The organism is Actinomadura madurae, from assembly GCF_047130825.1.
GTDB lineage: Bacteria > Actinomycetota > Actinomycetes > Streptosporangiales > Streptosporangiaceae > Spirillospora > Spirillospora madurae.
In genome coordinates this window covers 6596580-6621217 of sequence record NZ_CP083237.1, presented here as the reverse complement: position 1 = coordinate 6621217, position 24638 = coordinate 6596580, and the positions used below count along the sequence as shown (strand labels likewise).

Here is a 24638-nt window from a genome sequence, read left to right as displayed (position 1 = left end):
TCTGGCGTCCAGCCGGCTCGTCGTAGTCGCGTCGGAACATGGCGAGGGCATGAGGCGGTGGCGCAGCGATTTGGCGATATCGGAAGTTGCGGCGCAGAGCCAGGGACAGGCGGCCTCGATCGACGCGAGGCCAGTGATCTCTTCAGCCCGTGTCACCCGGGTTTGGCATACTTCCGCCGCATGATGATCAGCCTCTCCGAGATCAGCGGGCTGGCGCGGGAACGGCTCCCCGCCGATCTTGCGGACCGCTACAGCTCACTGTTGCGACCGTCGGGCCAGATCCTTTCGGCCGCTCAACCCGGAGACGACCGGATCGGCGTCCTGGGCGGCGAACCACAGCTTCCGGAGACCTCCGATTGGCCAGTGTGGGAAGGTCACGGCCCGCTGTCCTTCGTCGCGGCACTCGACTGCCGTCCACTGTCGACGACTCACACGGGGCTGGCGCTGCCCGCGAGCGGCACCTTGCTCTTCTTCTACTTCGACGGGCAGGCCGACAACTACGGGAGTTGGGTTCATCCATCAGAACCCGAGTCCCAGCCCGGATCGCGGCTCCTGTACATCCCTGCGGGTACACCCGTACAGCCACGCCGGGCACCGAGCCCTCTGAAGCCCTACAAGCAGGTGCCGCTCCGCGCGGAACCAGCCGTTGCCCTGCCGCTGATCGACACCTTCGAGATGTACGAACCGCTCGGCATCGCCCCCGAGACGCTGGACACCGACCCGATGTACGCCGAGTTCAACGACGCCGTACGGGACCTGTGCTCCACCCACAAACATCAGGTGGGCGGCTTGCCCAGCAACGTCCAAGGCGAGGTCGAGTATGAGGTCGCCGACTTCCCACCGGACTGGGACATCGACGACTTCACTCCCGACAATCCGCATCTGGACGACATCCTCGCCGAAGCATCGCGGTGGGAACTCCTAGCCCAGTTCGCGGGCGACACCGACGCCGACATGATGTGGGGTGATGCGGGCGTCCTCTACTGGCTGGCCACCGCCCAAGACCTCGCCGCCCATCGCTTCGACAAGGCCCGCTTCACCTGGCAGTGCCACTGAGTCCAACCGCTCTAACGACCGTACGCGCCGTCGGAGAACAGGACGGTGCGGACGGACGGAGGGCCTGGCGGGTTTGATGGCTCGGCGGTGAACGTGCAGGCACGGTGCGCAGGGCCGCCGCGGGTCTTCTCCCTGGCGCCCGACTCCTGACGGTCGCGGTCACTCCACCCCGGAGCGGTGTCCGCCGACCTGCGCGCTGACCATGGGCCGCGACGCCACCACAACCACAGCCCCACCGGCCTCACTCTCCCCCGGGCAGGTTGAGCGCGAGACGCCATAGAGCGATGGGGCATGACCATGACGAGTACGGCGCCGGCGGCCACCACCACATCCACTGCGCAGGTATCGGTGATGTCCTGCCCGAGCCTGGTCATGAGGTTCTTCAGCCCATCGGTCGAGATGTAGCCCAGCGAGCTTCCCACGACCCGCGCGCAGGGCAGGAAAGCCTGTGCTCCAGTGGTCACAGCTTCCTGTCACGCCCGGCCGCTGCATCTACAGTTTCGCCCGACGGCGGGACGGTCCGTCGCTGAACACACCCCGCCACTGTGTCCCTAGGGCGGTCACCGAACCGCTTCTGCCGCCACCATGCCACAAGGACGTCTCGCATGGTGCTCGGGACGTTCTAGAGCGATCGCCGGGTAGCCGCAATGCACGCTGTGCTGGGCGACTGCCGATGTCTAGGCCCACACCGGACCGCCTGGCTCGCGACCACCGTGTCGCCGTGATCCCCTGATGCACCCGCCCCGCCGAGGCCGATCCTGTCCGCGTGACTGCGGCACTCCACAACGTCTTGGCCCGCGCGTTCGACAGCTCAAGCCGATCTTCACGAACCCATCGCCCGTGCCCGAAAAGCACACTGATGCAGCAGCGCCGACGCCGACGCGCTCGACACCTCCTCCCCAGGAAGCCTCCGTCCCAGCAGCAAAGCGGTACGACGGCGATCTGGAATGCCGACGGCGTGGCCAAGACTTGATGGTCGGCGTAACGCGCAGCGACACCCGTAGCGCCGGTTTACGGGTGCCACGCTGCCTCCCGGTGCGACCGAACAATGCGCTGCGTTAGGCGAGACTTCTTCGGCAAAGGCCCAGAGGGAGGAGCACCAGCAACTGCTGACGCTGGTCGGCCATGAGCAGGGTCTCGCAGTCCTTAGCAGTCGACCCACCCGCGGATGCAGGATGGTCTTACGGTCGGCAGGGCGGACCGCCACCTCATGCCCGGGCCAAAGCTGCTGAAATCGGCATTCGCCGCCCGCAACCGGTCGACGAGTCCCGACCACCGCAAGGCCACCGGACCGACGGCCAACGACCCACGCGCGGATCGGCCACGAGCTGAGGGAGTAATGCTCCCGCTCCTCAGGCGGGCCGACGACACGCGCGGCCAGGTTCGGTGAATCACCGATACACGAAATACCGCTGATCACCGGCTTCGCTCAGGCGGCGAGCCGCGGGCGAGCCCGCCCGTCCCACCACCCGTTCAACAGCAGCCTGGTCATGCCATGGTGGCGGCCACAGGGCCACCTTGTTGGGAAGCAGCCGGCCACTTGCCAATGCCGCAGCCGACGCGGCGATGCGCACGCACGCGCCAGTGCGGGCGAGCCGTAGGGATGGCGGCGATGGATGGCCCGAGCCGGCTCAGCCCTCGTGGTGGCCACAGTCGTGGTACGTCGAGTTGGCCCTACATGGCCGGTGGCTGGCAACCGACGCGGGGAGCGCCCGTCCGCCAGCTACTGGCCCCAGGGTCGGCAGCACGCGGCCGGTCCGTCACACCTGGGGACGTGGCCATGTCGAGGGCCGCCGTTGACACGGGCCCCAGCGAAGCCGCCGAGAAGGAGAGGGAAGAACCGATCGCGGGGACCCGGGGGATGTATGACAGACGATCGCGGCGCGGTCGCGACGGCGGCTCCCAGGCCAGCGGCCCGGCCCAAGCGGTGCTGCCCAAGACGGGGAAGGGCAGCCAACGACGCGGCGATGGCGGCAGAGGTCACGAGCGCGGACGCGGGAACGGAGGACGGTCTGCCGCACGAGCGGTTCTCGCCACCTCGGCCAGGCGCCCGCCACGGCACGCCGGTTTGATGTGGCCACCAGATCATCAGTGAAGATCCGATTTGTGTCGGCCCATCCACAGGTATGAGTCAGCGAGCTTCACGTCCCTCAGCGCCCAAGTGGGTTCCGCAAGCGCCGGGCGCGGACCAGGCGGCTCGACCTGACCGAGCGCCGCCCTGCGCCAGCAGCAACGTCACCGGCGGCCGACGGCAAGAGACGAGGCGAATGTCGGTCTCGCGGCTTCGGTCGAAGGGCCCGTTTCACGTGAAACAACGGGAGAGGATGCCTGACTCCTCCTGCTCGGTTCCAGGGTCGACATAGTGGACGGCGTGAATGTCGCCCTCAATGGCCCGCCGCCCGCCGGCAGCGCCCTCGGGCGGAATGAGCCCCCGCCCCCACGTCGGCCCCGGAGCAGGCGGGCCACGAGATCGGCAGGTACCGGCTGAGCGCCGACACCACTTTGGCGGCCACCGACCCGGCCAGCCGAGGAGGTTGCCGAGGGCCACGACCAGTTACCCGACAACCACGTCGTCGGCGCCGCCAAGGGTGGCCGGGCCGGGGGGTGGATCCATCGGTGCGGACCACGGCAAGGTCCGACAGCGGGCCGGTGCCGGCGACGGTAAAAGTAGAGATCGGGCAGCCCACGCTTAGCCACACGCAGAATTAAGGTCATCTTGTAGTTGGGGAACTGACGCGGCGTGCGTCCTGGACGCGTTCACGGCGACCTGCCAGCGATCCGCCGCGGGCGGGCGTGCGTTGTCCTCGGTGTCCACGGCGCCTGCACCACCATTAACACCACCGAGGCGCGGTCGGCGACCGCATTCTCGTCCTAGCGGCGCGCCCGGCGCGTCTGCCTGCGTCTACGGACACGGAAACGCGCAGCGCTGGGCGTGGCTGCACGCCGACCAAGGTCGGCGACATGTGCGAGATCGTGGCGGCCGTCTCGGCGCGCCCGGGGATAACCCGGCTGCCCCCGCTACCGTTGGCCTGGCTTCGGGTAGACGGCGCAAACCTGCCCTCCGGCGACAGGGTCAGTGGAGCCCCGGCCTTCTCCACCGCCAGCGGTGCACGCTACGGGGCTGGGCCCCACACGCCCGGCTGACACCGCAACAGGCAACAGTGGGAGCGGTGTCCACGGGGTATGACGGCTGTCGCCTCGACCTCCAGCGGGTCGTCATCTGCGACCACCGGCACCCCCCGGGTGCCGCAAGCGGGGGACGTCTACCGCCCAGCCAGCCACGTGCTGGACTCGGTCATGATCTTGGTAGTGGTCGGGTGGGGTTGGCTGCCCAGGCTGAGTGCAGGCGTTTGGTTTGTCGTGCTCCAGCCAGGGCCCGACTGCTTGGGGCGTCGGTCGGTACTGGTGTAGGTAGGGGCGCCGGTAGGTCCGTTTGGTAGCCAGGTGCGATGGAGGCGTTCGGCTCTGCCGTCGGTCCACGGCCAGCGGGGCCGGGAGAACCTTGTCTGATCCAAGTCGGCCAGGCGTGCTGGAACGCGCGGCTAATCCTCTAGATCTTGGCATGGTCGGTCAGCGCCCACTCGATCCGCGCGATGCCGCGTGGGGGTGAAGAACGCCGTGTGGCGGCACAAGATGCGGCTGACGGTTCGAGTCGGCGCCCCGATGGCATCGCCAGTGGACGATCGCTGATCACGTCGCGATTCGGGCGCCAATTCGAGAGTCGCTCATGCGCCCATCCACGGGCATGACTAGACGGAGCAGCGGCCCCTATTGCAGCAACGTGAGCGCGGGTGGCCAGAGGGGGGCAAGTGGATCTCGGACTCGCCGCGTCGATCGGAGGCTTCGTTTCACGTGAAACAGCGGGGGAGGATGTCTGAGCCGTCCTATTCAGTCCGGAGCTGACATGGTGAACGGATCTTGCTGCTGAAGATGAATCGTCCTGCCCACTCATAGGATCGCCGCGCAAGGGCTGCTTCCCTTGGGAGTCCCCGGCTGGCTCTCCAAGTGCGGCGAACTCCGGTCAGTACTTCGCCATCGGCGCGTACGGGTCGAGCGGCACCGATCGGCCACGCACAAAGTCAGGGTCCTCTGGTGGTAGAGCTGGCGCGGCGGGCGCCCCGGACGTATTCACGGCGGCCCGCCGGTGATTTCCCCGAGGGCGGGCGTGCGGGAACTCCCTCGGCGTCCACGGCGCCTGGACCACAATCAACACCACCGGCATGAGGCGACGGCGCGACGGCCCAATTGCAGTCACGCGAGCGGCGGGCTGCCGAAGAGGGCGGCTGAGCGTCCGACTCTCGGCTTGGATCGGAGGCTTCGTTTCACGTGAAACCCAGTGGGCGTCTGGCTGCGGCGACAACCGGCCCAGCGGCGCCCGCAACGCTGGGCCTGGGCGCTGGCGGCGCCTGGATGGTGCGATGCAGCACCACGCCGTCGTGGCCGGGGGCCTGCGCCCAGCGCCAGATCCTGCGCCGGCCGGAACGACCGGGAGAGCATGTCCAACTCCGTCGCGCTCAGGTCAGGGCTGACTTGGTCGACGGGTTGCTGCTGCAGATAAGGCGTCCTGCTTGCGCTCCAGGATCGCGCGCGGGCAGGAGCTGCCCCCCGTGGGTCGTCGACTCCCCGGGCAGCGTTCCGTTGGGGCGCCCCCTTCTCGCGCTGAAGGATCGCAGCCTGCTGGGCACAGGCTGCTGTTCTCCGTGGGGTCGTCGGCTCTCCATGCGGTGCTTCGTGCAGGTTGGTGGAGAAATAGAGGGCAGCCGTGGGGGTGCCCACAGTGACGGCACGATCAACGTTTACTTTGCCGGAGTGGCCGGGTGGACGGCAGCACCCACTGTGACTGCGATTGCGAGGCCGATGATCTGACGCTGGCCGATGGGGTCTCGCGTTCGGCGTCTGGGGAGAGTTTGGCGACGGCTGTCGGCTCGACGAACGCTGGAGGCGGTTTACTGGTCCGTCGCCGAGGCGCTCGACGCCACTTCGGCCGACGTGGTGGTCGACCACGCCAGTGCCGCCGCCAGAAGAACGCGCGGACGGCAGTACGGGCCGGGTGCATGTGGTGGTCGGATCAAGCAGGCTGACCGCTGACGACTACACCGACCTGGACCGGCTGGCACACGACCGCGGGGCGAAGTGATCGTCGCAGGCAACTCCTTCGTGACGGCCGCGGTTCTGTTGCGGGCGGCCAGGCACACGTCCGAGTATCTGGAGCACTGGGAGATCATCGACTACGCCAGCGTCACCAAGCCGGTCGTGCCCAGCAGTACTGCCCGGGAGCTGGCCGAGCCCGCTCGGCACCGCAGTGGGCATGCACGCGGCTCCGCGGCCCGCCCGAAGCAGCCCCACGCGGCTCCTGCCCGAGCGACGTCCCCAATTCCCCGCCCCAGATCCGGACGTTGGTCACGGCAATGTACGAGCGAAAGCGCCGCTGGACGTTCTCATCTACGGGCGGACGCCGACCCGGCGGGCGAACACCGGCCGCCGGCTTCTCCGCAGGCGCGCTCACTTGCCGCCATCCATCAGGAGCGCTGTGGTGAAAGAGGTCCGCGCCCGACGACCGCCGCCTCGTCCTCCCGTCGCGTGATTCCACGCAGCCCGGTGAGCGCACGCGGACACATAGAGAGGTCGCGGTGCCGTCCATGACGCTCCCCAGCTTCGGCGAGACCAGCTAAGTCCACCCCGATTGGCCGCAATCAACTCGCCGATCATTCTTCAGCCGGAGTGGCGAACAGCAGGGAGCTAAACCTCTGCGCACGCCCGCCGCTCGCTCACACGGCGGATCGCCAGGATGGTTCCGGCCACGTAGAGGACGCCTCCGTGCCGGTGTCGTGCCGCATGACCAGACTCTCGCTGGCACCACCGAACCCAATCTCGGTGCACACCACGAAGCTGGGCACCGCACGGAGTGGACCCGACTCCCAGCGACGTCAGTCCCGCGCGCCCTCCACAGGCCCTATTCAGACACCAGCCAGAGGAACTCCCGGCTCGGGCGTCCGCACCCAGCGTCTCGGCCAGCCGCCATCCTGGCTCGGGCGTGCGGACGGTGCGCAGCGGCTCGGCCAGGGACCCCCCGGCTCTGATGTCCGGACGGCGCGCAGCGGCTCGGCTTGGGTCGCCCTCCGGCTTTGATGTCCAGATGGCGCCCAGCGGTCACCACCGGCCGGTCTCCCGCGCCGACGGCCGGGCGCGGATGTCGGGGTTCGGAGGCCGGCGATGCGTGACCGCAGCGGTGTCGTCCTCCCTGTGGCCCTGTGGCCCTGTGGCCCTGCGGCGCTGCGGCGCTGTGGCCCTGCGGCGCTGTGGCCCTGCGGCGCTGTGGCCCTGCGGCGCTGTGGCCCTGCGGCGCTGTGGCCCTGCGGCGCTGCTTCGAGAAGTCTCGGGTCGGGAGCGGGGAGCAATTCGCCCGACCACTGCGGCTGGCGCCAGGCCGGGGCCAAGTGTTCTAGGGCGCGCCCTCTCCGTGTGCAGTCTGATTCGTCCGTGCGCTCACTGTCGGCTACTTTCCCCCCTCACGAACGCGGACGTGCCAGCGGGCAGTTCTCTCTATCGACCGTGGCGAAGGCCTCGTTGTGGCGGTGCAGCCCTCGGGTTAGAGAAGGTACCTGGACGGGCGCGGGTCTCCGTTCAGCTATGCGGGGATCGGGAGCCGGAGTTCGCCAGCGCGCTGCGCGGCGCCGGCGCCGCGGTGGGCTGTAGGGAGGCGGGCCGATTGACCGCAGCGACGGGGGTCAGCTGACGAATCCAGGCCCCCCGGCTCCCCGCTGGCGGATCTTCGGTAAGGGTGGGCGGACGCTGGATGTGCCGTTGCCGCGTCCGGTGGTGGAGGTGCTGGACGCGTATCTGGTGGAGGGGCGGGTGCTGCGGGATCGGGGGCGAACCGCGCGGCGGGACCCGTCCACGATGGTCAGGGACATCGGATGAAGCCCAGGACGGTCACCGGCTCACGGGGAAGGGCCTGCGGCTCTACGGCTCTACGGCTCTACGGCTCTACGGCTCTACGGCTCTACGGCTCTACGGCTCTACGGCTCTACGGCTCTACGGCTCTACGGCTCTACGGCTCTACGGCTCTACGGCTCTACGGCTCTACGGCTCTACGGCAAGGCCTATCGCGTGGTGGCCGTTGACTCAAGCGCTGTTTCACGTGAAACCGGGGGTGCGTGTGGTGAGCCGTCGGGGTTTCACGGGGAACGGCGGGGGAGCGGGCTTAAACAGAAGCGCCCCGGAGGTGAGGGCTTCCGGGGCGCGGGTGGGGTGGGCGTTAGGAGTCGTCTGCGCCGTCCTCGTCGGGGGCCATGGACTTGATGATGCGGTCCAGGTCTTCCAGGGTGGCGAACTCGACCACGATCTTGCCCTTGTTGCGGCCCATGTCGACGCGGACCTTTGTGTCATAGCGGTCGGAGAGGCGGTCGGCCAGTTGCTGGAGGCCGGGGGCGACCGGCTTCTTCCGGCGTCCCTGCCGCGGAGCCTTCGGCTCGTCCTCGACCTCGCGGAGCGCGATCATCTCTTCGAGGGCGCGGACGGACAGCCCCTCCTGGACGATCCGCTGCGCCAGATGCTCCTGCGCCTCGACGCTGTCCAGAGACAGCAGGGCGCGGGCATGACCGGCGGACAGCACGCCGGCCGCCACCCGGCGCTGCACCGCGGGCGGCAGGTTCAGCAGGCGGAGCGTGTTGCTGATGTGCGGGCGCGACCGGCCGATCCGTCCGGCGAGTTGCTCGTGCGTCGCACCGAAGTCCTGGAGCAGCTGCTGGTATGCGGCGGCCTCTTCCAGCGGGTTGAGCTGCTGCCGGTGGAGATTCTCCATCAGCGCGTCACGGAGGAGTTCGTTGTCGCCGGTGTCACGGACGATCGCCGGGATGACGTCCAGCCCGGCCTGCTGGGACGCGCGCCACCGGCGCTCGCCCATGATCAGCTCGTAGTCGTGCTCCTCCGACGTCGATCGGCGGACGACGATCGGCTGCAGGAGGCCGACGATGCTGATCGACTCGGCGAGCTCCTCCAGGGCCTGCTCGTCGAAGTGCTCGCGTGGCTGGCGGGGGTTGACCGTGATGGAGCGAACGGGCAGCTCCGCGAAATGGGCGCCGGCGACCGGCTGGAGGGCCGGATCGGGGGCGGCCGTGCCGTTCGGCACGGTGCCGCCGGGGAAACCCGGCTCGCCTGCGCTGCCCGGCTCGGCGGGCGTCGGCGGGGGCGGGGCGGTGGGAATGAGGGCGCCGAGTCCCTTACCCAGTCCGCGTCGCTGCTGGCTCACTGAACAGCTCCTCCGTGGGCCATTTCCGAGGCGGCCTCGCTGTAGGCGAGGGCGCCGCTCGAACCGGGGTCGTAGGTCATGACGGACTGCCCGTAGCTGGGCGCCTCCGAGACCCGGACACTGCGGGGGATCACCGTGTTGAGGACGACGTCCCCGAAGTGATTGCGGACATCGTCGGCCACCTGGGCGGCGAGCCGCGTCCGGGCGTCGTACATCGTGAGAAGGATCGTCGACACCCTCAGCCTCTGGTTGAGGTGCGCCTTGACGAGGTCGACCGTCCGGATCAGCTGCCCGAGGCCCTCCAGCGCGTAGTACTCGCACTGGATCGGGATGAGCAGCTCGTCGCCGCCGACGAGGGCGTTCACCGTGAGCAGGCCGAGCGACGGCGGGCAGTCGATCAGCACGTAGTCGAACTTCTCGGTGTCGTAGGCGTCGATCGCGCGGCGGAGGCGTGACTCGCGGGCCACCTTGGAGACGAGTTCGATCTCCGCGCCGGCGAGGTTGAGGGTCGCGGGCGCGCAGTACAGGTTCGGGATCTCCGGAGCCGGGACGACGATGTCGCCCAGTGCCATGTCCTCGATCAGCACGTCGTAGATGGAAGGGACTTCCGCGTGGTGCTCGACACCGAGGGCGGTGGACGCGTTGCCCTGGGGGTCGAGGTCGACCACGAGCACCTGCGCACCATGCATGGCGAGCGACGCGGCCAGGTTCACCGAACTGGTGGTCTTGCCCACCCCGCCCTTCTGGTTGGCGATGGTGATGATCCGGCACTTGTCCGGGCGCGGCCACTCCCGTTCCCTGCGGCCCGACATCGCCTTGAGCGCGGTGACGGTTGTTTCATGTGAAACCTTGGCGTCCCTGAGCGCCTCTCGCACGAGTTCTGACTCCCCCTGATCTGGTCCCTTGCGCGGACTCGGCGGCGGCTTCGCGCCGGTGTTCGTCGGAACATAGCCGACGTTCTCCGCGGTACCGGACGTCGTGTTTCCCCACATCGCGTGTCCGGAGGGCATGGTGCCCGCCGGCGTGCCGGGGTCTCCCTGCGGCTCGCCGGTGGCGGGCGGCTGCGCCCCTTCGGCTTCGCCGGGTCCGCCCAGGCCGGACGGCTGTTCGTCGGGGGATTCATCGGCGCGGTCAGGCCGGCCCAGTCCTGGTCCCGTGCTCATGAAGACCTCTTCCTCGACCCTTTGGCACGCCGGGGGGCGCGCTGTCGTCGCCCGACAACCTCTCCTCGGCCGGCGACCACACGGACGAGTGTTGTCGGCGGATCGACCATACCGCGCCCGACTTGAAGCAGTTCCGTGGAGCGCACCCCGAACCGCTTCAGGACGGGCGCCGCGTCGTCCAGCTCGGCCGCCGCCCGTTCGCCCTTGAGCGCGAGCAGCTCACCGTCCGGACGCAGTAGCGGAAGCGCCCATTTCGCCAGGCGTTCCAGGGGTGCGACCGCCCGCGCCGTCGCCACGTCCACCGAGAACTCTTCGGTCACGTCCTCGGCCCGAGCGCGTCGTACAGCGACGTTGCGCAGGTCGAGCATCTCGACGCATTCGGTCAGGAACGTGGTGCGTCGCAGGAGCGGTTCCAGCAGGGTGATCCGCAGGTCGGGCCGGACGATCGCGAGCACGATTCCGGGGAGGCCCGCGCCCGAGCCGATGTCGACGACCTCCGCGTCCTGCGGGATCGCCTCGGAGACCACCGCGCAGTTGAGCAGATGGCGCTCCCACAGCCGGTCGACCTCGCGCGGCCCGATGAGGCCGCGTTCGACCCCGGCCTCTGCGAGGAACGCCGCGTAGCGCTCCGCGACCGGCAGCGCGTCACCGAAAACCTCACGTGCAATCCCCACCAGACGAATCGTTCCACAAAAACCGGTGGGGTCGTGCATGCGCAACGTCCCTGTGGATAAGTCGGGCGCGCGAGGTTGGACGACCCTTGCGTTATGGCGAGAACCACATGACCCCTCCGCATATTCGGCGAGCGCCGGGTAGAGGGGGTGTGTCGCCCGACCGTCCCCCCGGAAGGAGCTCCGACACATGGGAATCGGAGTCAGCCTCGCATTCATCGCTCTCGGCGCGATCCTCGCGTTCGCCATCCGCGTCGACCTCAGCGGCCTCGACATTCACATGGTCGGCTGGATCCTGATCCTGGTGGGGCTGGTGAGCATGGGCTTCACCGTCAAGTACACGCGCCCGCGGCGCCGTGCCGGGCGGGTCGTCGGCGCGGACCCCGCCTACGGGGACGAGCCCGGGACGGTCATCCGGGAAGAGCACATCATCGAGGACCCGCCGCCCCTGAACCGCCCGAGCGAGCGGGTCGAACGTGTGATCGAACATCCTGTGGACGAAGCGGCGCCGCACGGCCACGTCGCGCAGGACCCGGCGTACTCGCAGGATCCCGCGCACGCTCAGAATCCGGCCGAGGAGAACAGCCCGTCCGTCGTGGACTCCGGTGACCGCATTTCGCAGCGTCGCAGGTGGCGGCGGACCGCACGGCGGTAACGCCGAGCATCGGACCCGCCCGGTGTGCGTTGGGCGGCGGTGCACACCGGGCTTCGGGGCCCCGCGTCGGCCAGGGCGCGGGGCCCTCCCCTTTCCAGAGTTGTCCACAGGTTGTGGTCGACGACGCCTGGGCGGATCCCCGATCGCGCACGTCTATGTGCCCACCGGCCCCGGCTCACCTCGGCGGCCCACCGCTCGTCGAGTACTTCCTGCTGCTTCGGACCGACTCGCCACGCGTGTCGTCGGCCCGCATGAGGAGCGGAAGCACTCCCTCAGCCCGTGGCCGATCTCCGCGCGGTCGTTGGCCGTCGGTCCGGTGACCTTGCGAGGGTCGGGACTCGTCGACCGGTTGCGCGCGGCGAATGCCGATTTTCGGCAGCTTTGGGCCGGGCATGAGGTGGCGGTCCGCCCGCGCATGACCGGCCCACGCCCCTGCCGCACCTACCGCCGCACCGCAGTGTCCGTTGGTTTCACGGCTGCCTCTAGGACGGGAGCGGCCCCGGTGCGGGGCTGCACCGGGGCCGGTCGGGTTGTGGGCGGCTCTTGGGGACGAGCCGGGGAGCGTCAGGCGGGGTAGACGACTACGTAGCGGTCGGGTTCCTCGCCCTCGGATTCGCTGCGGAGGCCGGCGGCGGCCACCGCGTCGTGGACGATCTTGCGTTCGAACGGGGTCATCGGGGCGAGGGGCTTTGGCTCGCCGCCCTGCCTGACCTCGTCGGCGACGTCGGTGCCGAGCTTGGTCAGCTCGGCGCGGCGGCGCTCGCGGTAGCCGCCGATGTCGAGCATCAGGCGGGTCCGGTTGCCCGTCTGGCGGTGGACGGCCAGCCGGGTCAGCTCCTGCAGGGCCTCCAGGACCTCGCCGCGCTTGCCGACCAACTCGTCCAGGGAAGCGCCCACGACGGCGACGATCGCGCGCTCGCCCTCGACGTCCATGTCGATGTCGCCGTCGTAGTCACCGATGTCCAGCAGGCCCTCGATGTAGTCGGCGGCGATCTCGCCCTCCTGCTCGAGCGCCTGGACGTCGACCTCGGTCGTGTCGGTCTGGCTCAACGGGGTCTCCTTCTCGGCCACGTGCTCGGAGTTCAAACTAGCGCTTCTGGGTGCCGCTGCGCTTGCTGCGCGACTTGCGGGTCGGCTGGTTGCGCACGACCTTCGGCTTCGTCTCGGGCTCGGGTTCCGGTTCCGGTTCCGGTTCCGGCTCCTTCTTCAGCCTGGCCTTGATGCCGGACGACGCCTGGCCGTTCTTGGCCGCGGACGCCTTAGCACCGCCCGTTTTCGTCCCGCCCGCCTTGGCGCCGCCGGTCTTCGCGCCGCCGGTCTTCGTGCCGCCCGTCTTCGTCCCGCCGGCCTTGGCCGTGGCCGCGCTGTCGTCCGTGCTGAGCGGCGGGTACTTCTTGTAGATGTAGTGCTGCTGCGCCAGCGTCCAGCTGTTGGACGTGACCCAGTACATGAGGACGCCCAGCGGGAAGCCGAGGCCGAACAGGCCGAACAGCGGCGCCATGAAGACCATCATCTTCTGCGCCTGCATCATCGGGTTGGCGTCGTCGGTGACGGGCTGGCGCTTCATGCTGGCCCGGACGGTGAAGAACGTCGTGCACGAGCTGATCACCACGGCGATGCCGGTGATGGCGATCGCGGTCCACGACTTGGGGTCCGATCCCCAGGCGTTGAGGAACGTGTCGGGGATGTGCGCGCCGAAGATGCTGGCGTGCTGCGCGCTCGCCACGAGGTCGGCCGACATCCCGAAGACGCTCTCGCCGGGCTTGGCGTCGGAGATGTTCTTCAGCGCCTGGAAGAGGCCGATGAAGACGGGCATCTGCACCAGGAGCGGCAGGCAGCCCGACAGCGGGTTGGCGCCGTTCTCCTGGTAGAGCTTCATGACCTCCTGGTTGAGGCGCTGCTTGTCGTTCTTGTACTTCTTGCGCAGCGCCTGGACCTTCGGGTTCAGCTCCTGCATCTTGCGCGAGGCGTGGATCTGCTTCACGAAGAGCGGGACCATGACCAGCCGCAGCAGGACGGTCAGCAGGATGATCGAACCGCCCCAGGCCCATCCACTGTCCTTGGGGACGACGGTGCTCAGCCCCGTGTGAATCCACACGATCAGCTGAGTGACGATCTCGTACAACCAGTCAAGCACCGGGCAGCTCCTTGGGCTCTGCTAGGGCGGGGCCGCTCTCCGCGCGGCCGGAGTTCGGGGGGGCCGCCGCGGATCGCGTCCGGGGGCCGGCTCCTCCGGACGCCCCGGAGGGGTTCGTGCGAGAGGTCTTCTTCGGCGGCACCGGGTCGTACCCCCCAGGATTGAAGGGGTGGCATCGCGCGATCCGGCGGGCCGTCAGCCATGTGCCGCGCAGCGCCCCGTGCACCTGGAGCGACTCCAGGCCGTACGCGCTGCAGCTGGGCTGGAAGCGGCACTGCTGCCCGAGCAGGGGACTCAAGAAGCGGCGGTAGGCGCGGACGAGAAGGATCAGCACGGCCGCGGCGGGACCTGGACGGCCCGCCTGGTGCTGCGCGGGGACCTGCGTCCCCTGCCGACTCCTCATCTTCGCCCCTTGGACGCGGGCCGCAGCAGCCGGTCGAGTGCCGACTCCAGATCCGCGGCCAGTTCGTCTGGGCGCGCCTCTCCCGCGCGGGGGTTGGCGCGCACTACGAGCAGGCTACCCGCTGGGAGCCGGTCGAGGTGCGGTCGCATCAGGTGGCGGAGCCGGCGCCGGACCGCGTTTCGGACGACGGCGTTGCCGACGGTGCGCGCCACGATGAACCCGACCAGCGGCGGCTCGGCCGCTGCCGGGGCCTCGTCCGGGCGTAGCAGGTGGACCACGGCAGTTGGCCGTCCGGCGCGGCGACCGCGCCGGACGGCCAACGTGAAGTCGTCCCGCCGCCGCATCCGGTTACCGGACGGCAGCACAGTGAGGGTCGGTCAGACCGCGATGCGGGCGCGGCCCTTGCCGCGCCGGCTCGACAGGATGGCGCGGCCCGCGCGCGTGCGCATGCGCAGCCGGAAGCCGTGCTTCTTGTGGCGGCGGCGGTTGTTCGGCTGGAAAGTACGCTTGCTCACTTGAGGCTCCAGTGCTGCGGTCGTTCGGCTTGAAGGTGGTGAAGCGCCGGTGTCTCGCACCGAGGGCCGCGTCCGGTCCCCCGCAGCGGGGGCCCACCCGAGCTTCCTGTGGGGCTGCCGGCGGGCACGCGGCATCTCCGTCGATGCGACTCGACCTCAGCACGTTACGGGCTGGCGGGGTGGCCGGTCAAACGGAGGCGGCCGCCGCCGGGCGGGCGGTGAGCGTGGGGACGGTGTTGCGAGTGGGACCGGCAGGGGTTAAGGTCGTCCGGGCGAGCCGACGCTTCTTCGACGAGATCGACGATCTGATGTCGGCGTTCAGCCCTTTCAAGCCCCCGTTCGAGAACCACCCCGCACCGGCCGGACGACGGCCGGGACCTTGTCGACCTTTGTTCCCCGGAACCCGTCTCGCGGGTTTTGCACAGGGTGCCCCATGCCTATGCACAGCATGTGGACAACTCTGTGGACAACTCGTGAGAGAGTAAGTCTTCCGCGTCGCGGCAGTGCCCTGCGAGGCGTGCCGCATCCCGCGGGAAAGCCGGGCAGTCAGGTACTCCGTTCGGCGGAGTTGTCGGGAGGGGACGTTGCGCATGGACGGTCAGGATCTCGGATCGGTCTGGGCCCGCACCCTCACGGCGCTTTCCGAGAGCGATCTGTCGCCGAGCTATCGCGCCTGGCTTCCGATGGTCCGCCCGCTGGCGCTCGTGGAAGGGACGGCGCTGCTCGCCGCGCCGAACGAGTTCGCCAAGGACGCGCTGGAGACCCGCCTCCGCAACCTCATCACGCAGGCGCTGTCCCGCGAGCTGGGCAGGGAGATCCGCGTCGCGGTGACCGTCCAGCCGGAGCCTCCCGGGGGCTCTCGTCCGGGGGCGGGCGAGCCGCTTTCCGCGCCGATTCCGGGGCCGGGCGCGGGGCTCGGCATGCACGAGCCCGCACCTTCTTATGGCGAGCCCTACGGGGAACGGCCGCACGACGATCGCGACCGGGAGCGTCCGTTCACGGACCAGTCCTACGGGGAGCAGCAGTACGGCGAGCCCTCCTCCTATACAGAGCGCCCCGAGCGCCCCTATCCGGAGCAGCCGTACGGCGACCAGGGTTACCGGCCCCAGACGGGAGTTACCCACAACCCCGGTTCGCCCGGAGGTTATCCACAGGCCCAGGACGAGGACCGTGGAACGTATCCGCCGCCCTCCCGTCCGCCCGCGTACGGCGCGGGGCCCGGCGGTCGCGGCCCAGCGCCGTTCGAAGGACGCGGCTACCCGAGTTACGGGGGGCAGGAGGGTTTCGGCGGCGAGCCTCCAGGACGGCCGCCGCACTCCCATCTGAACGACCGCACGCTCGGCCCGCTGCGTCCCGGCGGCCACGCGGAGCAGCAGGGCCGCGAAGCCCCCCTCGACCCGCCGCTCGGGCACGTGGAGGACACGTTCCAGAACGGGGAACCGTCCTACCCCGGCGGCGAGCAGCAGTACCGCGGTGAGGAGCCCTACCGGGGCGAGGGTGCGTTCCGGGACGAGGAGGGCTCCGACCCCAGGAGCTCCGACCCGAGAGCGCCTGCCCCCGCACCGGCCCCGCAGCCCGCCGGTGCGTCCGAGCACGCGCGACTGAACCCGAAGTACACATTCGAGACGTTCGTCATCGGCTCGTCCAACAGGTTCGCGCACGCCGCGGCGGTCGCGGTGGCGGAGCAGCCGGCGAAGGCCTACAACCCGCTGTTCGTCTATGGCGACTCCGGGCTCGGCAAGACGCACCTGTTGCACGCCATCGGCCATTACGCGCAAAGCCTCTTCAACGGGGCGCGCGTCCGCTATGTGAGCTCCGAGGAGTTCACGAACGACTTCATCAACTCGATCCGGGACGGCAAGGCCGACGGGTTCCGCCGCCGCTACCGGGATGTGGACATCCTCCTCGTCGACGACATCCAGTTCCTTGAGGGCAAGGAGCAGACGCAGGAGGAGTTCTTCCACACCTTCAACACGCTGCACAACGCGAGCAAGCAGATCGTGATCTCCAGCGACCGTCCGCCCAAGGAGCTGGTGACGCTGGAGGACCGGCTCCGCAACCGGTTCGAGTGGGGCCTGACGACCGACGTCCAGCCGCCCGAGCTGGAGACGCGGATCGCGATCCTGCAGAAGAAGGCGCGGCAGGAGGGCCTCGCCGCGCCGCCCGACGTGCTGGAGTTCATCGCCTCGCAGATCGCGACGAACATCCGCGAGCTGGAGGGCGCGCTGATCCGGGTGACGGCGTTCGCGAGCCTGAACCGGCAGTCGGTCGACATGAAGCTCGCCGAGATCGTGCTGAAGGACCTCATCCCGAACGACTCCGGCCCCGAGATCACCGCTGCGATGATCATGGCGCAGACGGTGGAGTACTTCGGCACGACGATCGAGGACCTGTGCGGGCCGTCCCGGTCGCGGATGCTCGTCACCGCCCGGCAGATCGCGATGTACCTGTGCCGGGAGCTGACGGACCTGTCCCTCCCCAAGATCGGGCAGCAGTTCGGCGGACGGGACCACACCACGGTCATGCACGCCGAACGCAAGATCCGGTCGCTGATGGCCGAGCGCCGCGCCATATACAACCAGGTCACGGAGCTCACGGGGCGCATCAAGCACCAGGCCCGCAAGCGCTGACCGCGCCCGGTCGTACACACTGTGGACAGACCGGCGTCAGCCCTGTGGACCGGCGCCGGCCGCGTCGTCCACAGCCGGTTCAGGGCAAAGAACCGACAAAGTGCACGCCTCCCCCGAAGACCCCCGCCGCTACTCACAAGTTGTGGAAAACTCTGGGGATTTTCGCGGATAACCCTGTGGGCAACCCTTGGAGAAGCTGAGGATGAAGAGTGGACGGATGTGGACCCGCTGTGCACGGGCCCCCGCCCCGCTGGGGAAAACCGGTGGACGAGCTGGGGACGGCCTGGGGACGGTCCGGAAGCGAACCCGCGGATCCGCGTCCCTCTGTCCCCAGCGGCGGCCAACGGGCGGCGAACCGGCGGAAGACCCGTGGAGAACTCGTGGATAACCGGGGGATGACATGAGGACGACCTGTGGGGATGATTTCGCCGTCCCCAGGCGCCGCCGCGCCGTCCACGTCCCATGCACAGCACCCGTGGACAGAGAAACGCACTCTCACCTGCGACGATGGCCTCTGTCCACACTATCCACCGCCCCTATTACTGGTACTGCACTACTTCTCTATCCAAGAAAAGATCCACCTCAAGTCAGGGCCTGGGGACAACGCGCCCCGAGCGCCCCGGCCCAGCCAAGATCAGCTCACCCTTGTCCGACACCTGCAGGAGGCGGGTCCCTTTGAAGTTCCGCATCGACAGAGACGCCCTGGCCGACGCCGTCGCCTGGACCGCGCGCACGCTCCCCGTCCGTCCCCCGGTGCCGGTCCTCGCGGGCATGCACATCGTGGCCGGGGGTGAGGACATCGGCGACCGCCTGAAGCTGTCCGCGTTCGACTACGAGGTCTCGGCACAGGTGTCCACGGACATCGATGTGGAGGAGGCCGGGACGGCGCTGGTGTCCGGACGGCTCCTCGCCGAGATCTCCCGCAGCCTTCCTCCCCACCCTGTGGAGGTGACGACGGACGGCGCGAAGGTGATGCTCCGCTGTGGCAGCGCGAAGTTCACACTTCTCACCATGCCTGTGGAGGACTACCCGACGCTGCCGGAGATGCCGCCGGCCGCGGGGTCGGTGGGCAGCGACGAGTTCGCGGCCGCCGTCTCCCAGGTGGCGATCGCCGCGGGCAAGGACGACACGATCCCCATGCTGACCGGTGTCCGGGTGGAGATCGAGGGTGAGACGGTCACGCTGGCGTCCACGGACCGCTACCGCCTCGCGGTCCGCGAGTTGCACTGGAAGCCGGAGCGGCCCGATTTCTCCGCCGTCGCGCTCGTCCCCGCCCGGACGCTCGCCGACACCGCCAAGTCGCTGACGGCGGGCGCGGAGGTGTCGATCGCGCTCGCCGGGACGGGCGGCACCGGCGAGGGCATGATCGGTTTCGAGGGCGGCGGCCGCCGCACCACGTCCCGTCTGCTGGACGGCGACTTCGTGAAGTACCGGTCGCTGCTGCCGAGCGAGTACGCGGGCCTCGCCGAGGTCCAGACGGCCCAGTTCATCGAGGCCGTGAAGCGCGTCTCGCTGGTCGCCGAGCGGAACACGCCCGTCCGGCTCTCGTTCAGCCAGGGCGAGGTCGTGCTGGAGGCGGGCACCGGGGACGAGGCGCAGGCCGTGGAGGCCCTGGAGGCGTCCCTGGAGGGCGAGGACATCGACATCGCGTTCAACCCCGCGTTCCTCCTGGACGGGCTCTCCGCGATCGGCTCGGACGTCGCGCGGCTGTCGTTCACGACGCCGACGAAGCCGGCCGTCCTGACCGGCAAGCCGCCGCAGGACGGGGAGAACCCGAACTACCGTTACCTGATCATGCCCGTCCGGCTGTCCGGATAAGGATCATGCCCGGGGGCATGCCCCGGGACGCGCCGGGGACGATGGACCGCGGGGGAGCCGCGCCCCCGCGGTTACGCACAGGCGGTTACGCACAGGGGAGAGTGAGCGTTTCATGGAGCTCGGGATCATCGGCCTCGGCAAGATGGGCGGCAACATGGCCGAGCGGCTGCGCCGCGGCGGCCACACGGTCGTCGGCTATGACCGCGACCCGGAGGTGACCGACGTCGGCTCGGTCGAGGAACTCGTCGAACGGCTGTCCGCGCCGCGCGCCGTGTGGGTGATGGTGCCGGCGGGGCAGCCCACGGCGGACACCGTCCACAGGCTGGGGGAGGTCCTGCAGCCCGGAGACCTCGTCGTCGACGGCGGTAATTCACACTATGTGGACGACCAGCGGCACGGCGAGGAGCTGGCCGCCAAGGGCATCGGGTTCGTCGACTGCGGTGTGAGCGGCGGGGTGTGGGGGCTGGAGAACGGCTACGCGCTCATGGTCGGCGGCGACGACGACAACGTGAAGCGGCTGATGCCGATCTTCGAGACGCTCAAGCCGGAGGGGGAGTTCGGCTTCGTCCACTCCGGCAAGGTCGGGGCCGGCCACTTCGTGAAGATGGTCCACAACGGCATCGAGTACGCGATGATGCAGGCGTTCGGCGAGGGCTACGAGCTGATCGAGGCGAGCCCGCTCGTCACCAAGGTGCCGGAGACGTTCCTGAGCTGGCAGGAGGGGACGGTCATCCGCTCCTGGCTGCTCGACCTGCTGAACCGCGCCCTCGCCAACGACCCCGAGCTGGACGACCTGCGCGGCTACGCCAACGACTCCGGCGAGGGCCGCTGGACCGTCCAGGCCGCCGTCGAGCACGCCGTCCCGCTGCCCGCCATCAGCGCCTCCCTGTTCGCCCGCTTCGCCTCCCGCCAGGACGACTCGCCCGCGATGCGGGTCGTCGCCGCCCTCCGCAAGCAGTTCGGCGGCCACGCCGTCGAGTCCGTCGGCGACGGCGACTCCCCCGGCGCCGACGTCAACCCCCCGAAGGTCTGACGACGGCTCTTGATCGCCGGCCGGGCTCCTGGGTAGCTTCGACGGACCGATACCGGTTCGGGCGGCTGCCAAGGGGATGGGATGAGCGGGTTGCTCTACCTGGGAGGCTTCCTGGTCGCCACCTGGCTGGTGATCGTCGGCAGCGTGGGCCTCGTCCGGTGGCAGAGCTACCGGGCGTCGATCCGGTCGGAGGAGAGCGACGCCGAGCGGCAGGCGCGGATACGGAAGATGCTGGACCTGCCCGATGAAGGGGAAGGCGGCCAGGCCGGGTACTGGCGGACGGACTGAGGCGGGGCGGCGCCCCGCTCTCGGCCCCGGTCCGGTCGTGCGGCTCCGGGGGTGCGCCGGGGCGGGCGGGAGGCTCTACGCTCGGGTGTCGTGCATGTCGCCCACCTTTCGTTGCAGGACTTCCGGTCCTATCCGGCCGCCGAGGTCGCGCTGGAGCCGGGGGTCACGGCGTTCGTGGGGCCGAACGGCCAGGGCAAGACGAACCTGGTCGAGGCCGTCGGGTACGTCGCCTCGCACGGCAGCCACCGGGCCGCGACGGACGCGCCGCTCGTCCGGCACGGGGCGCCGCGCGCGATCGTCCGGGCCGGGGTGGTGAAGGACGACCGCAGGGCGCTGATCGAGCTCGAGATCAACCCGGGCAAGGCGAACCGGGCGCGGCTCAACCGGTCCCCCGTCCCCAGGCCGCGCGAGATCCTGGGGATGCTGCGGACCGTGCTGTTCGCGCCGGAGGACCTCGCGCTCGTGAAGGGCGATCCGGGGGAGCGGCGCCGGTTCATGGACGAGCTGCTGACCGCGCGGGCTCCGCGGTTCGCCGGCGTGCGTTCGGACTACGACCGCGTCCTGAAGCAGCGCAACGCCCTTTTGAAGTCGGCGGCCGCGCACAGGCGCTCCCCCGGTCCCGAGGTACTGGCGACGCTGGACGTGTGGGACTCGCATCTGGCGCGTACGGGATCGGAGCTTCTCGCCGCGAGGCTGGATCTCGTCGCCGCGCTCCGTCCGCTGATCACGCGGGCCTACGAGGCGCTCGCGCCGCACAGTGGCGCGGTCGACGTCGTCTACAGGAGCTCGCTCGGTGACGTGGAGTTGTCCACAGACCGTGGACAACTGGCCGAGCAGATGCTCGCGGCGGTCGGCGAGTCCCGGAAGCAGGAGCTTGAGCGCGGCGTGAGCCTCGTCGGCCCGCACCGGGACGAGTTGGTCCTGCGCCTGGGGGAGCTTCCGGCGCGCGGCTACGCCAGCCACGGCGAGTCGTGGTCGTTCGCGCTCGGCCTGCGGCTGGCGGCGTTCGACCTGCTCCGCGCGGACGGCGACGACCCGGTGCTGATCCTGGACGACGTGTTCGCCGAGCTCGACACGGGGCGGCGGAGCCGCCTGGCCGAGATGGTCGCGCCGGCGGAGCAGGTGCTCATCACGGCGGCCGTCCCCGCCGACGTCCCCGCCGAATTGACAGGGGCCTCGTATACCGTCTTCGACGGCCAGATCGTCCGGGACCACAAGGGGGCGAGCGCGTGAACGATCCACAGGATGTGGACAACTCCGCCGGAGACGGCGCGGTTCCCGCCAAGTCGGGGATCGAGCTGGCACGTGAGGCGCTCGCCCAGGCGAAGGCGGACGCCCTGAAGCGCGGCACGCTCCCCGGCCAGAAGCGCAAGGGCGGCGGGCGGGTCGTCCGCGTACGGGAGCCCGGACGCGGCGGCGACCCGAAGCTCTTCGGCAGTGCGATCCGCGACCTGCTGGCGTCCCGCGGGTGGGAGCAGCGGGCGGCCGTCGGCGGCGTGTTCGGCAACTGGGCGAACATCGTGGGCGCCGAACTGGCCGAGCACACCCGCCCGGACCGCTTCGAGGACGGCGAGCTGACCGTCGCCGCCGACTCGACGACGTGGGCGACGCAGCTCCGCCTGCTGTCGTCCACGCTCGTCCGGCGGCTGAACGAGGAGCTCGGCCACGGCACCGTCCGGCGGGTGAAGGTGGTGGGCCCGGCCTCCGGGCCGCGCCGGACGGGCGCGTGGCGCGCCCGCTGAGGCGGAAGTGGCGGGTGGGAACATCTGTTCGGCGGGTGAGTCGCCCAGTTCAGCGGCGAGCGCCACGTAGGCCAGAGAACCCCCCGGGGCCAATGGGGGGATGTGGCTCCAGGCCCACTCGGCCGCCACACGCGCACACAGCGCTCGGGAGTGCCACGTTTCGTCGGCCGACCCGGTAGAATGAATGTGGGTTCAGGATGCAGTGCCGCCTTGGGGCGCCCGGGGCTCTGACCACAACGAACAGAGCACAACCGGGTGCCCTCATGTGTGTTACGGGGCACACCGCGCCTCCCTCGGGCGCGGAGCGGCGGACATCCCCGGCAGGAGGATCTCCTTTGGCGTACGACGCTAGTTCGATCACTGTCCTTGAAGGGCTTGAGGCGGTTCGGAAGCGCCCGGGCATGTACATCGGCTCGACCGGTGAGCGCGGCCTGCACCACCTCGTCTACGAGATCGTGGACAACGCGGTCGACGAGGCCCTGGCCGGCTACGCCGACAACATCGTGGTCACCCTGATGGCCGACGGCGGCGTCAGCGTGGACGACAACGGCCGCGGCATCCCGGTCGGCGAGCACCCGGTGGAGAAACGTCCGGCCATCGAGCTGGTGTTGACCACGCTGCACGCGGGCGGCAAGTTCGACGGCAAGTCCTACGCGGTCTCGGGCGGCCTGCACGGGGTGGGCTCGGCCGTGGTGAACGCGCTGTCCACCCGGCTGGAGGCTGTGGTCCGCACCGACGGCCACGTGTGGCGTCAGTCCTACACGTGGCAGGGCCCCGAGATCGAGCTCCAGAAGGGCGAGGAGACCACCGACACCGGGACCCTCATCCGGTTCTGGCCGGACCCCGACATCTTCGAGACGACCGAGTGGAACTTCGAGACCCTCTCCCGCCGCATGCAGGAGATGGCGTTCCTCAACCGCGGCCTGTCCATCACGCTGCGGGACGAGCGTCCCGACCACATCAACGGCGAGCCGCACGTCGTCCGGTACCACTACGAGGGCGGTATCGAGGACTTCGTCCGCTACCTCAACGCGCGCAAGGACGCCGCGCACGAGTCGGTCGTCTACTTCAACGACGACACGACGGGCATGTCGGTCGAGATCGCGATGCAGTGGAACTCGTCGTACGCCGAGTCCGTGCACACCTTCGCCAACACGATCAACACGGCGGAGGGCGGCACCCACGAGGAGGGCTTCCGCGCGGCGCTGACCACGATCGTCAACCGGTACGCCCGCGACAAGGGGCTGCTGCGCGAGAAGGACGACAACCTCACCGGTGAGGACGTCCGCGAGGGCCTCACCGCGATCATCTCGATCAAGCTGGCCGACCCGCAGTTCGAGGGGCAGACCAAGACCAAGCTCGGCAACACCGAGGCCAAGTCGTTCGTGCAGCGGGCCTGCAACGTCTACCTGCGCGACTGGTTCGAGGAGAACCCCGGCGAGGCCAAGGAGATCATCAACAAGGCGTCGCAGGCGGCGCGGGCGCGGGTCGCGGCGCGGCAGGCGCGCGACCTGACCCGCCGCAAGAGCCTGCTGGAGTCGACGTCGCTGCCCGGCAAGCTGTCGGACTGCCAGTCCACCGACCCCGCCAAGTCCGAGCTGTACATCGTCGAGGGCGACTCCGCGGGCGGCTCCGCGAAGGGCGGCCGCAACCCGCACTTCCAGGCGATCCTCCCGATCCGCGGCAAGATCCTCAACGTGGAGAAGGCCCGGATCGACAAGATCCTCAAGAACAACGAGGTGCAGGCGATCATCACGGCGCTCGGCACCGGCGTGCACGACGAGTTCGACATCACCAGGCTCCGCTACCACAAGATCATCCTGATGTCGGACGCCGACGTGGACGGCCACCACATCAACACGCTGCTGATGACGCTGCTGTTCCGGTTCATGAAGCCGCTGATCGAGGCCGGGCACGTCTACCTGTCCCAGCCCCCGCTCTACAAGATCAAGTGGGACGCCCGGGGCAACGAGGCCGACTACGCCTTCTCCGACGCCGAGCGCGACGCGATCATCGAGGCCGGCATCGCCGCCGGGAAGCGCGACCCCCGCCCCCGCGACCTGGTGCAGCGCTTCAAGGGCCTCGGCGAGATGAACGCCAACGAGCTGTGGGACACCACCATGGACCCCGACAACCGGGTCCTGCTGCAGGTCCAGCTGGACGACGCCGCGCAGGCGGACGAGCTGTTCAGCGTGCTCATGGGCGAGGAGGTCGAGCCCCGCCGGGAGTTCATCCAGCGCAACGCCAAGGACGTGCGCTTCCTCGACATCTGAGGT

Annotated in this window: 17 protein-coding genes and 1 pseudogene; 10 read left to right on the top strand and 8 right to left on the bottom strand. The window is 69.6% G+C overall.

The genetic code is table 11. From position 1 onward, the window contains the following. Positions 1 to 180 precede the first annotated feature (180 nt). Together K8Z49_RS30295 and K8Z49_RS30290 are read left to right on the top strand one after the other, a co-directional pair. Positions 181 to 1056 carry a YwqG family protein gene (locus tag K8Z49_RS30295; RefSeq protein WP_111832915.1) on the top strand — a complete coding sequence of 292 codons (876 nt, stop codon included), beginning with the start codon at positions 181 to 183 and terminating at the stop codon, positions 1054 to 1056. 6798 nt (positions 1057 to 7854) lie between these two features. Further along, a complete protein-coding gene (locus tag K8Z49_RS30290) occupies positions 7855 to 7977 on the top strand; it encodes a hypothetical protein (RefSeq protein WP_412515814.1) in 123 nt (40 codons plus the stop codon). 337 nt (positions 7978 to 8314) lie between these two features. Here K8Z49_RS30290 and K8Z49_RS30285 read toward each other — a convergent pair whose 3' ends face one another. From K8Z49_RS30285 to rsmG, 3 genes are all read right to left on the bottom strand, one after another. Next, positions 8315 to 9307: a ParB/RepB/Spo0J family partition protein gene (locus tag K8Z49_RS30285; protein WP_021592687.1), complete on the bottom strand. Its 993-nt coding sequence runs from the start codon at positions 9305 to 9307 to the stop codon at positions 8315 to 8317. Continuing rightward, positions 9304 to 10119, bottom strand: coding sequence for a ParA family protein (locus tag K8Z49_RS30280; protein ID WP_021592688.1), 816 nt, complete (start codon positions 10117 to 10119; stop codon positions 9304 to 9306). Before K8Z49_RS30280 ends, K8Z49_RS30285 begins: the two co-directional genes overlap by 4 nt. Before the next feature lie 347 nt (positions 10120 to 10466). Beyond that, complete coding sequence (gene rsmG / locus K8Z49_RS30275; protein WP_412515813.1) at positions 10467 to 11183, bottom strand: 16S rRNA (guanine(527)-N(7))-methyltransferase RsmG; 717 nt, start codon at positions 11181 to 11183, stop codon at positions 10467 to 10469. Between the two features lie 148 nt (positions 11184 to 11331). Here rsmG and K8Z49_RS30270 point away from each other — a divergent pair, with 148 nt between their 5' ends. Beyond that, complete coding sequence (locus K8Z49_RS30270) at positions 11332 to 11796, top strand: DUF6458 family protein (protein WP_021592690.1); 465 nt, start codon at positions 11332 to 11334, stop codon at positions 11794 to 11796. Positions 11797 to 12360: 564 nt separating this feature from the next. Here the strand turns inward: K8Z49_RS30270 and K8Z49_RS30265 are convergent. Genes K8Z49_RS30265 through rpmH form a run of 5 tightly spaced genes read right to left on the bottom strand, consistent with a single transcriptional unit; the run spans position 12361 to position 14851 of the window. After that, positions 12361 to 12846 carry a protein jag gene (locus tag K8Z49_RS30265; RefSeq protein ID WP_024934663.1) on the bottom strand — a complete coding sequence of 162 codons (486 nt, stop codon included), beginning with the start codon at positions 12844 to 12846 and terminating at the stop codon, positions 12361 to 12363. A gap of 37 nt (positions 12847 to 12883) precedes the next feature. Continuing rightward, a complete protein-coding gene (yidC, locus tag K8Z49_RS30260; protein ID WP_412515812.1) occupies positions 12884 to 13933 on the bottom strand; it encodes a membrane protein insertase YidC in 1050 nt (349 codons plus the stop codon). Then, positions 13926 to 14336 carry a membrane protein insertion efficiency factor YidD gene (gene yidD, locus K8Z49_RS30255; RefSeq protein WP_075024540.1) on the bottom strand — a complete coding sequence of 137 codons (411 nt, stop codon included), beginning with the start codon at positions 14334 to 14336 and terminating at the stop codon, positions 13926 to 13928. Before yidD ends, yidC begins: the two co-directional genes overlap by 8 nt. Continuing rightward, positions 14333 to 14680 (bottom strand): ribonuclease P protein component, encoded by a 348-nt coding sequence (gene rnpA, locus K8Z49_RS30250; RefSeq protein WP_235206353.1) that lies wholly within the window; start codon positions 14678 to 14680, stop codon positions 14333 to 14335. The genes yidD and rnpA overlap by 4 nt, the downstream gene beginning before the upstream one ends. A 33-nt stretch (positions 14681 to 14713) precedes the next feature. Beyond that, a complete protein-coding gene (rpmH, locus tag K8Z49_RS30245) occupies positions 14714 to 14851 on the bottom strand; it encodes a 50S ribosomal protein L34 (RefSeq protein WP_021592695.1) in 138 nt (45 codons plus the stop codon). Positions 14852 to 15441: 590 nt separating this feature from the next. Here rpmH and dnaA point away from each other — a divergent pair. From dnaA to gyrB, 7 genes and pseudogenes are all read left to right on the top strand, one after another. Beyond that, positions 15442 to 17481 carry a chromosomal replication initiator protein DnaA gene (gene dnaA, locus K8Z49_RS30240; protein ID WP_412515811.1) on the top strand — a complete coding sequence of 680 codons (2040 nt, stop codon included), beginning with the start codon at positions 15442 to 15444 and terminating at the stop codon, positions 17479 to 17481. A gap of 675 nt (positions 17482 to 18156) precedes the next feature. After that, complete coding sequence (gene dnaN, locus K8Z49_RS30235) at positions 18157 to 19299, top strand: DNA polymerase III subunit beta (RefSeq protein ID WP_021592697.1); 1143 nt, start codon at positions 18157 to 18159, stop codon at positions 19297 to 19299. 106 nt (positions 19300 to 19405) lie between these two features. Then, positions 19406 to 20332: pseudogene (gnd, locus tag K8Z49_RS30230) on the top strand (phosphogluconate dehydrogenase (NAD(+)-dependent, decarboxylating)); the annotation flags it as partial. A gap of 81 nt (positions 20333 to 20413) precedes the next feature. Beyond that, positions 20414 to 20620: a hypothetical protein gene (locus K8Z49_RS30225; RefSeq protein WP_021592699.1), complete on the top strand. Its 207-nt coding sequence runs from the start codon at positions 20414 to 20416 to the stop codon at positions 20618 to 20620. Between the two features lie 90 nt (positions 20621 to 20710). Then, the gene (gene recF, locus K8Z49_RS30220; protein ID WP_021592700.1) at positions 20711 to 21853 is read left to right on the top strand and encodes a DNA replication/repair protein RecF; all 1143 of its coding nucleotides are present in this window, start codon (positions 20711 to 20713) and stop codon (positions 21851 to 21853) included. Further along, positions 21850 to 22362 (top strand): DUF721 domain-containing protein, encoded by a 513-nt coding sequence (locus K8Z49_RS30215; RefSeq protein WP_244938810.1) that lies wholly within the window; start codon positions 21850 to 21852, stop codon positions 22360 to 22362. The genes recF and K8Z49_RS30215 overlap by 4 nt, the downstream gene beginning before the upstream one ends. 335 nt (positions 22363 to 22697) lie before the next feature. Continuing rightward, positions 22698 to 24635: a DNA topoisomerase (ATP-hydrolyzing) subunit B gene (gene gyrB, locus K8Z49_RS30210; RefSeq protein ID WP_075024544.1), complete on the top strand. Its 1938-nt coding sequence runs from the start codon at positions 22698 to 22700 to the stop codon at positions 24633 to 24635. Positions 24636 to 24638 lie beyond the last annotated feature (3 nt).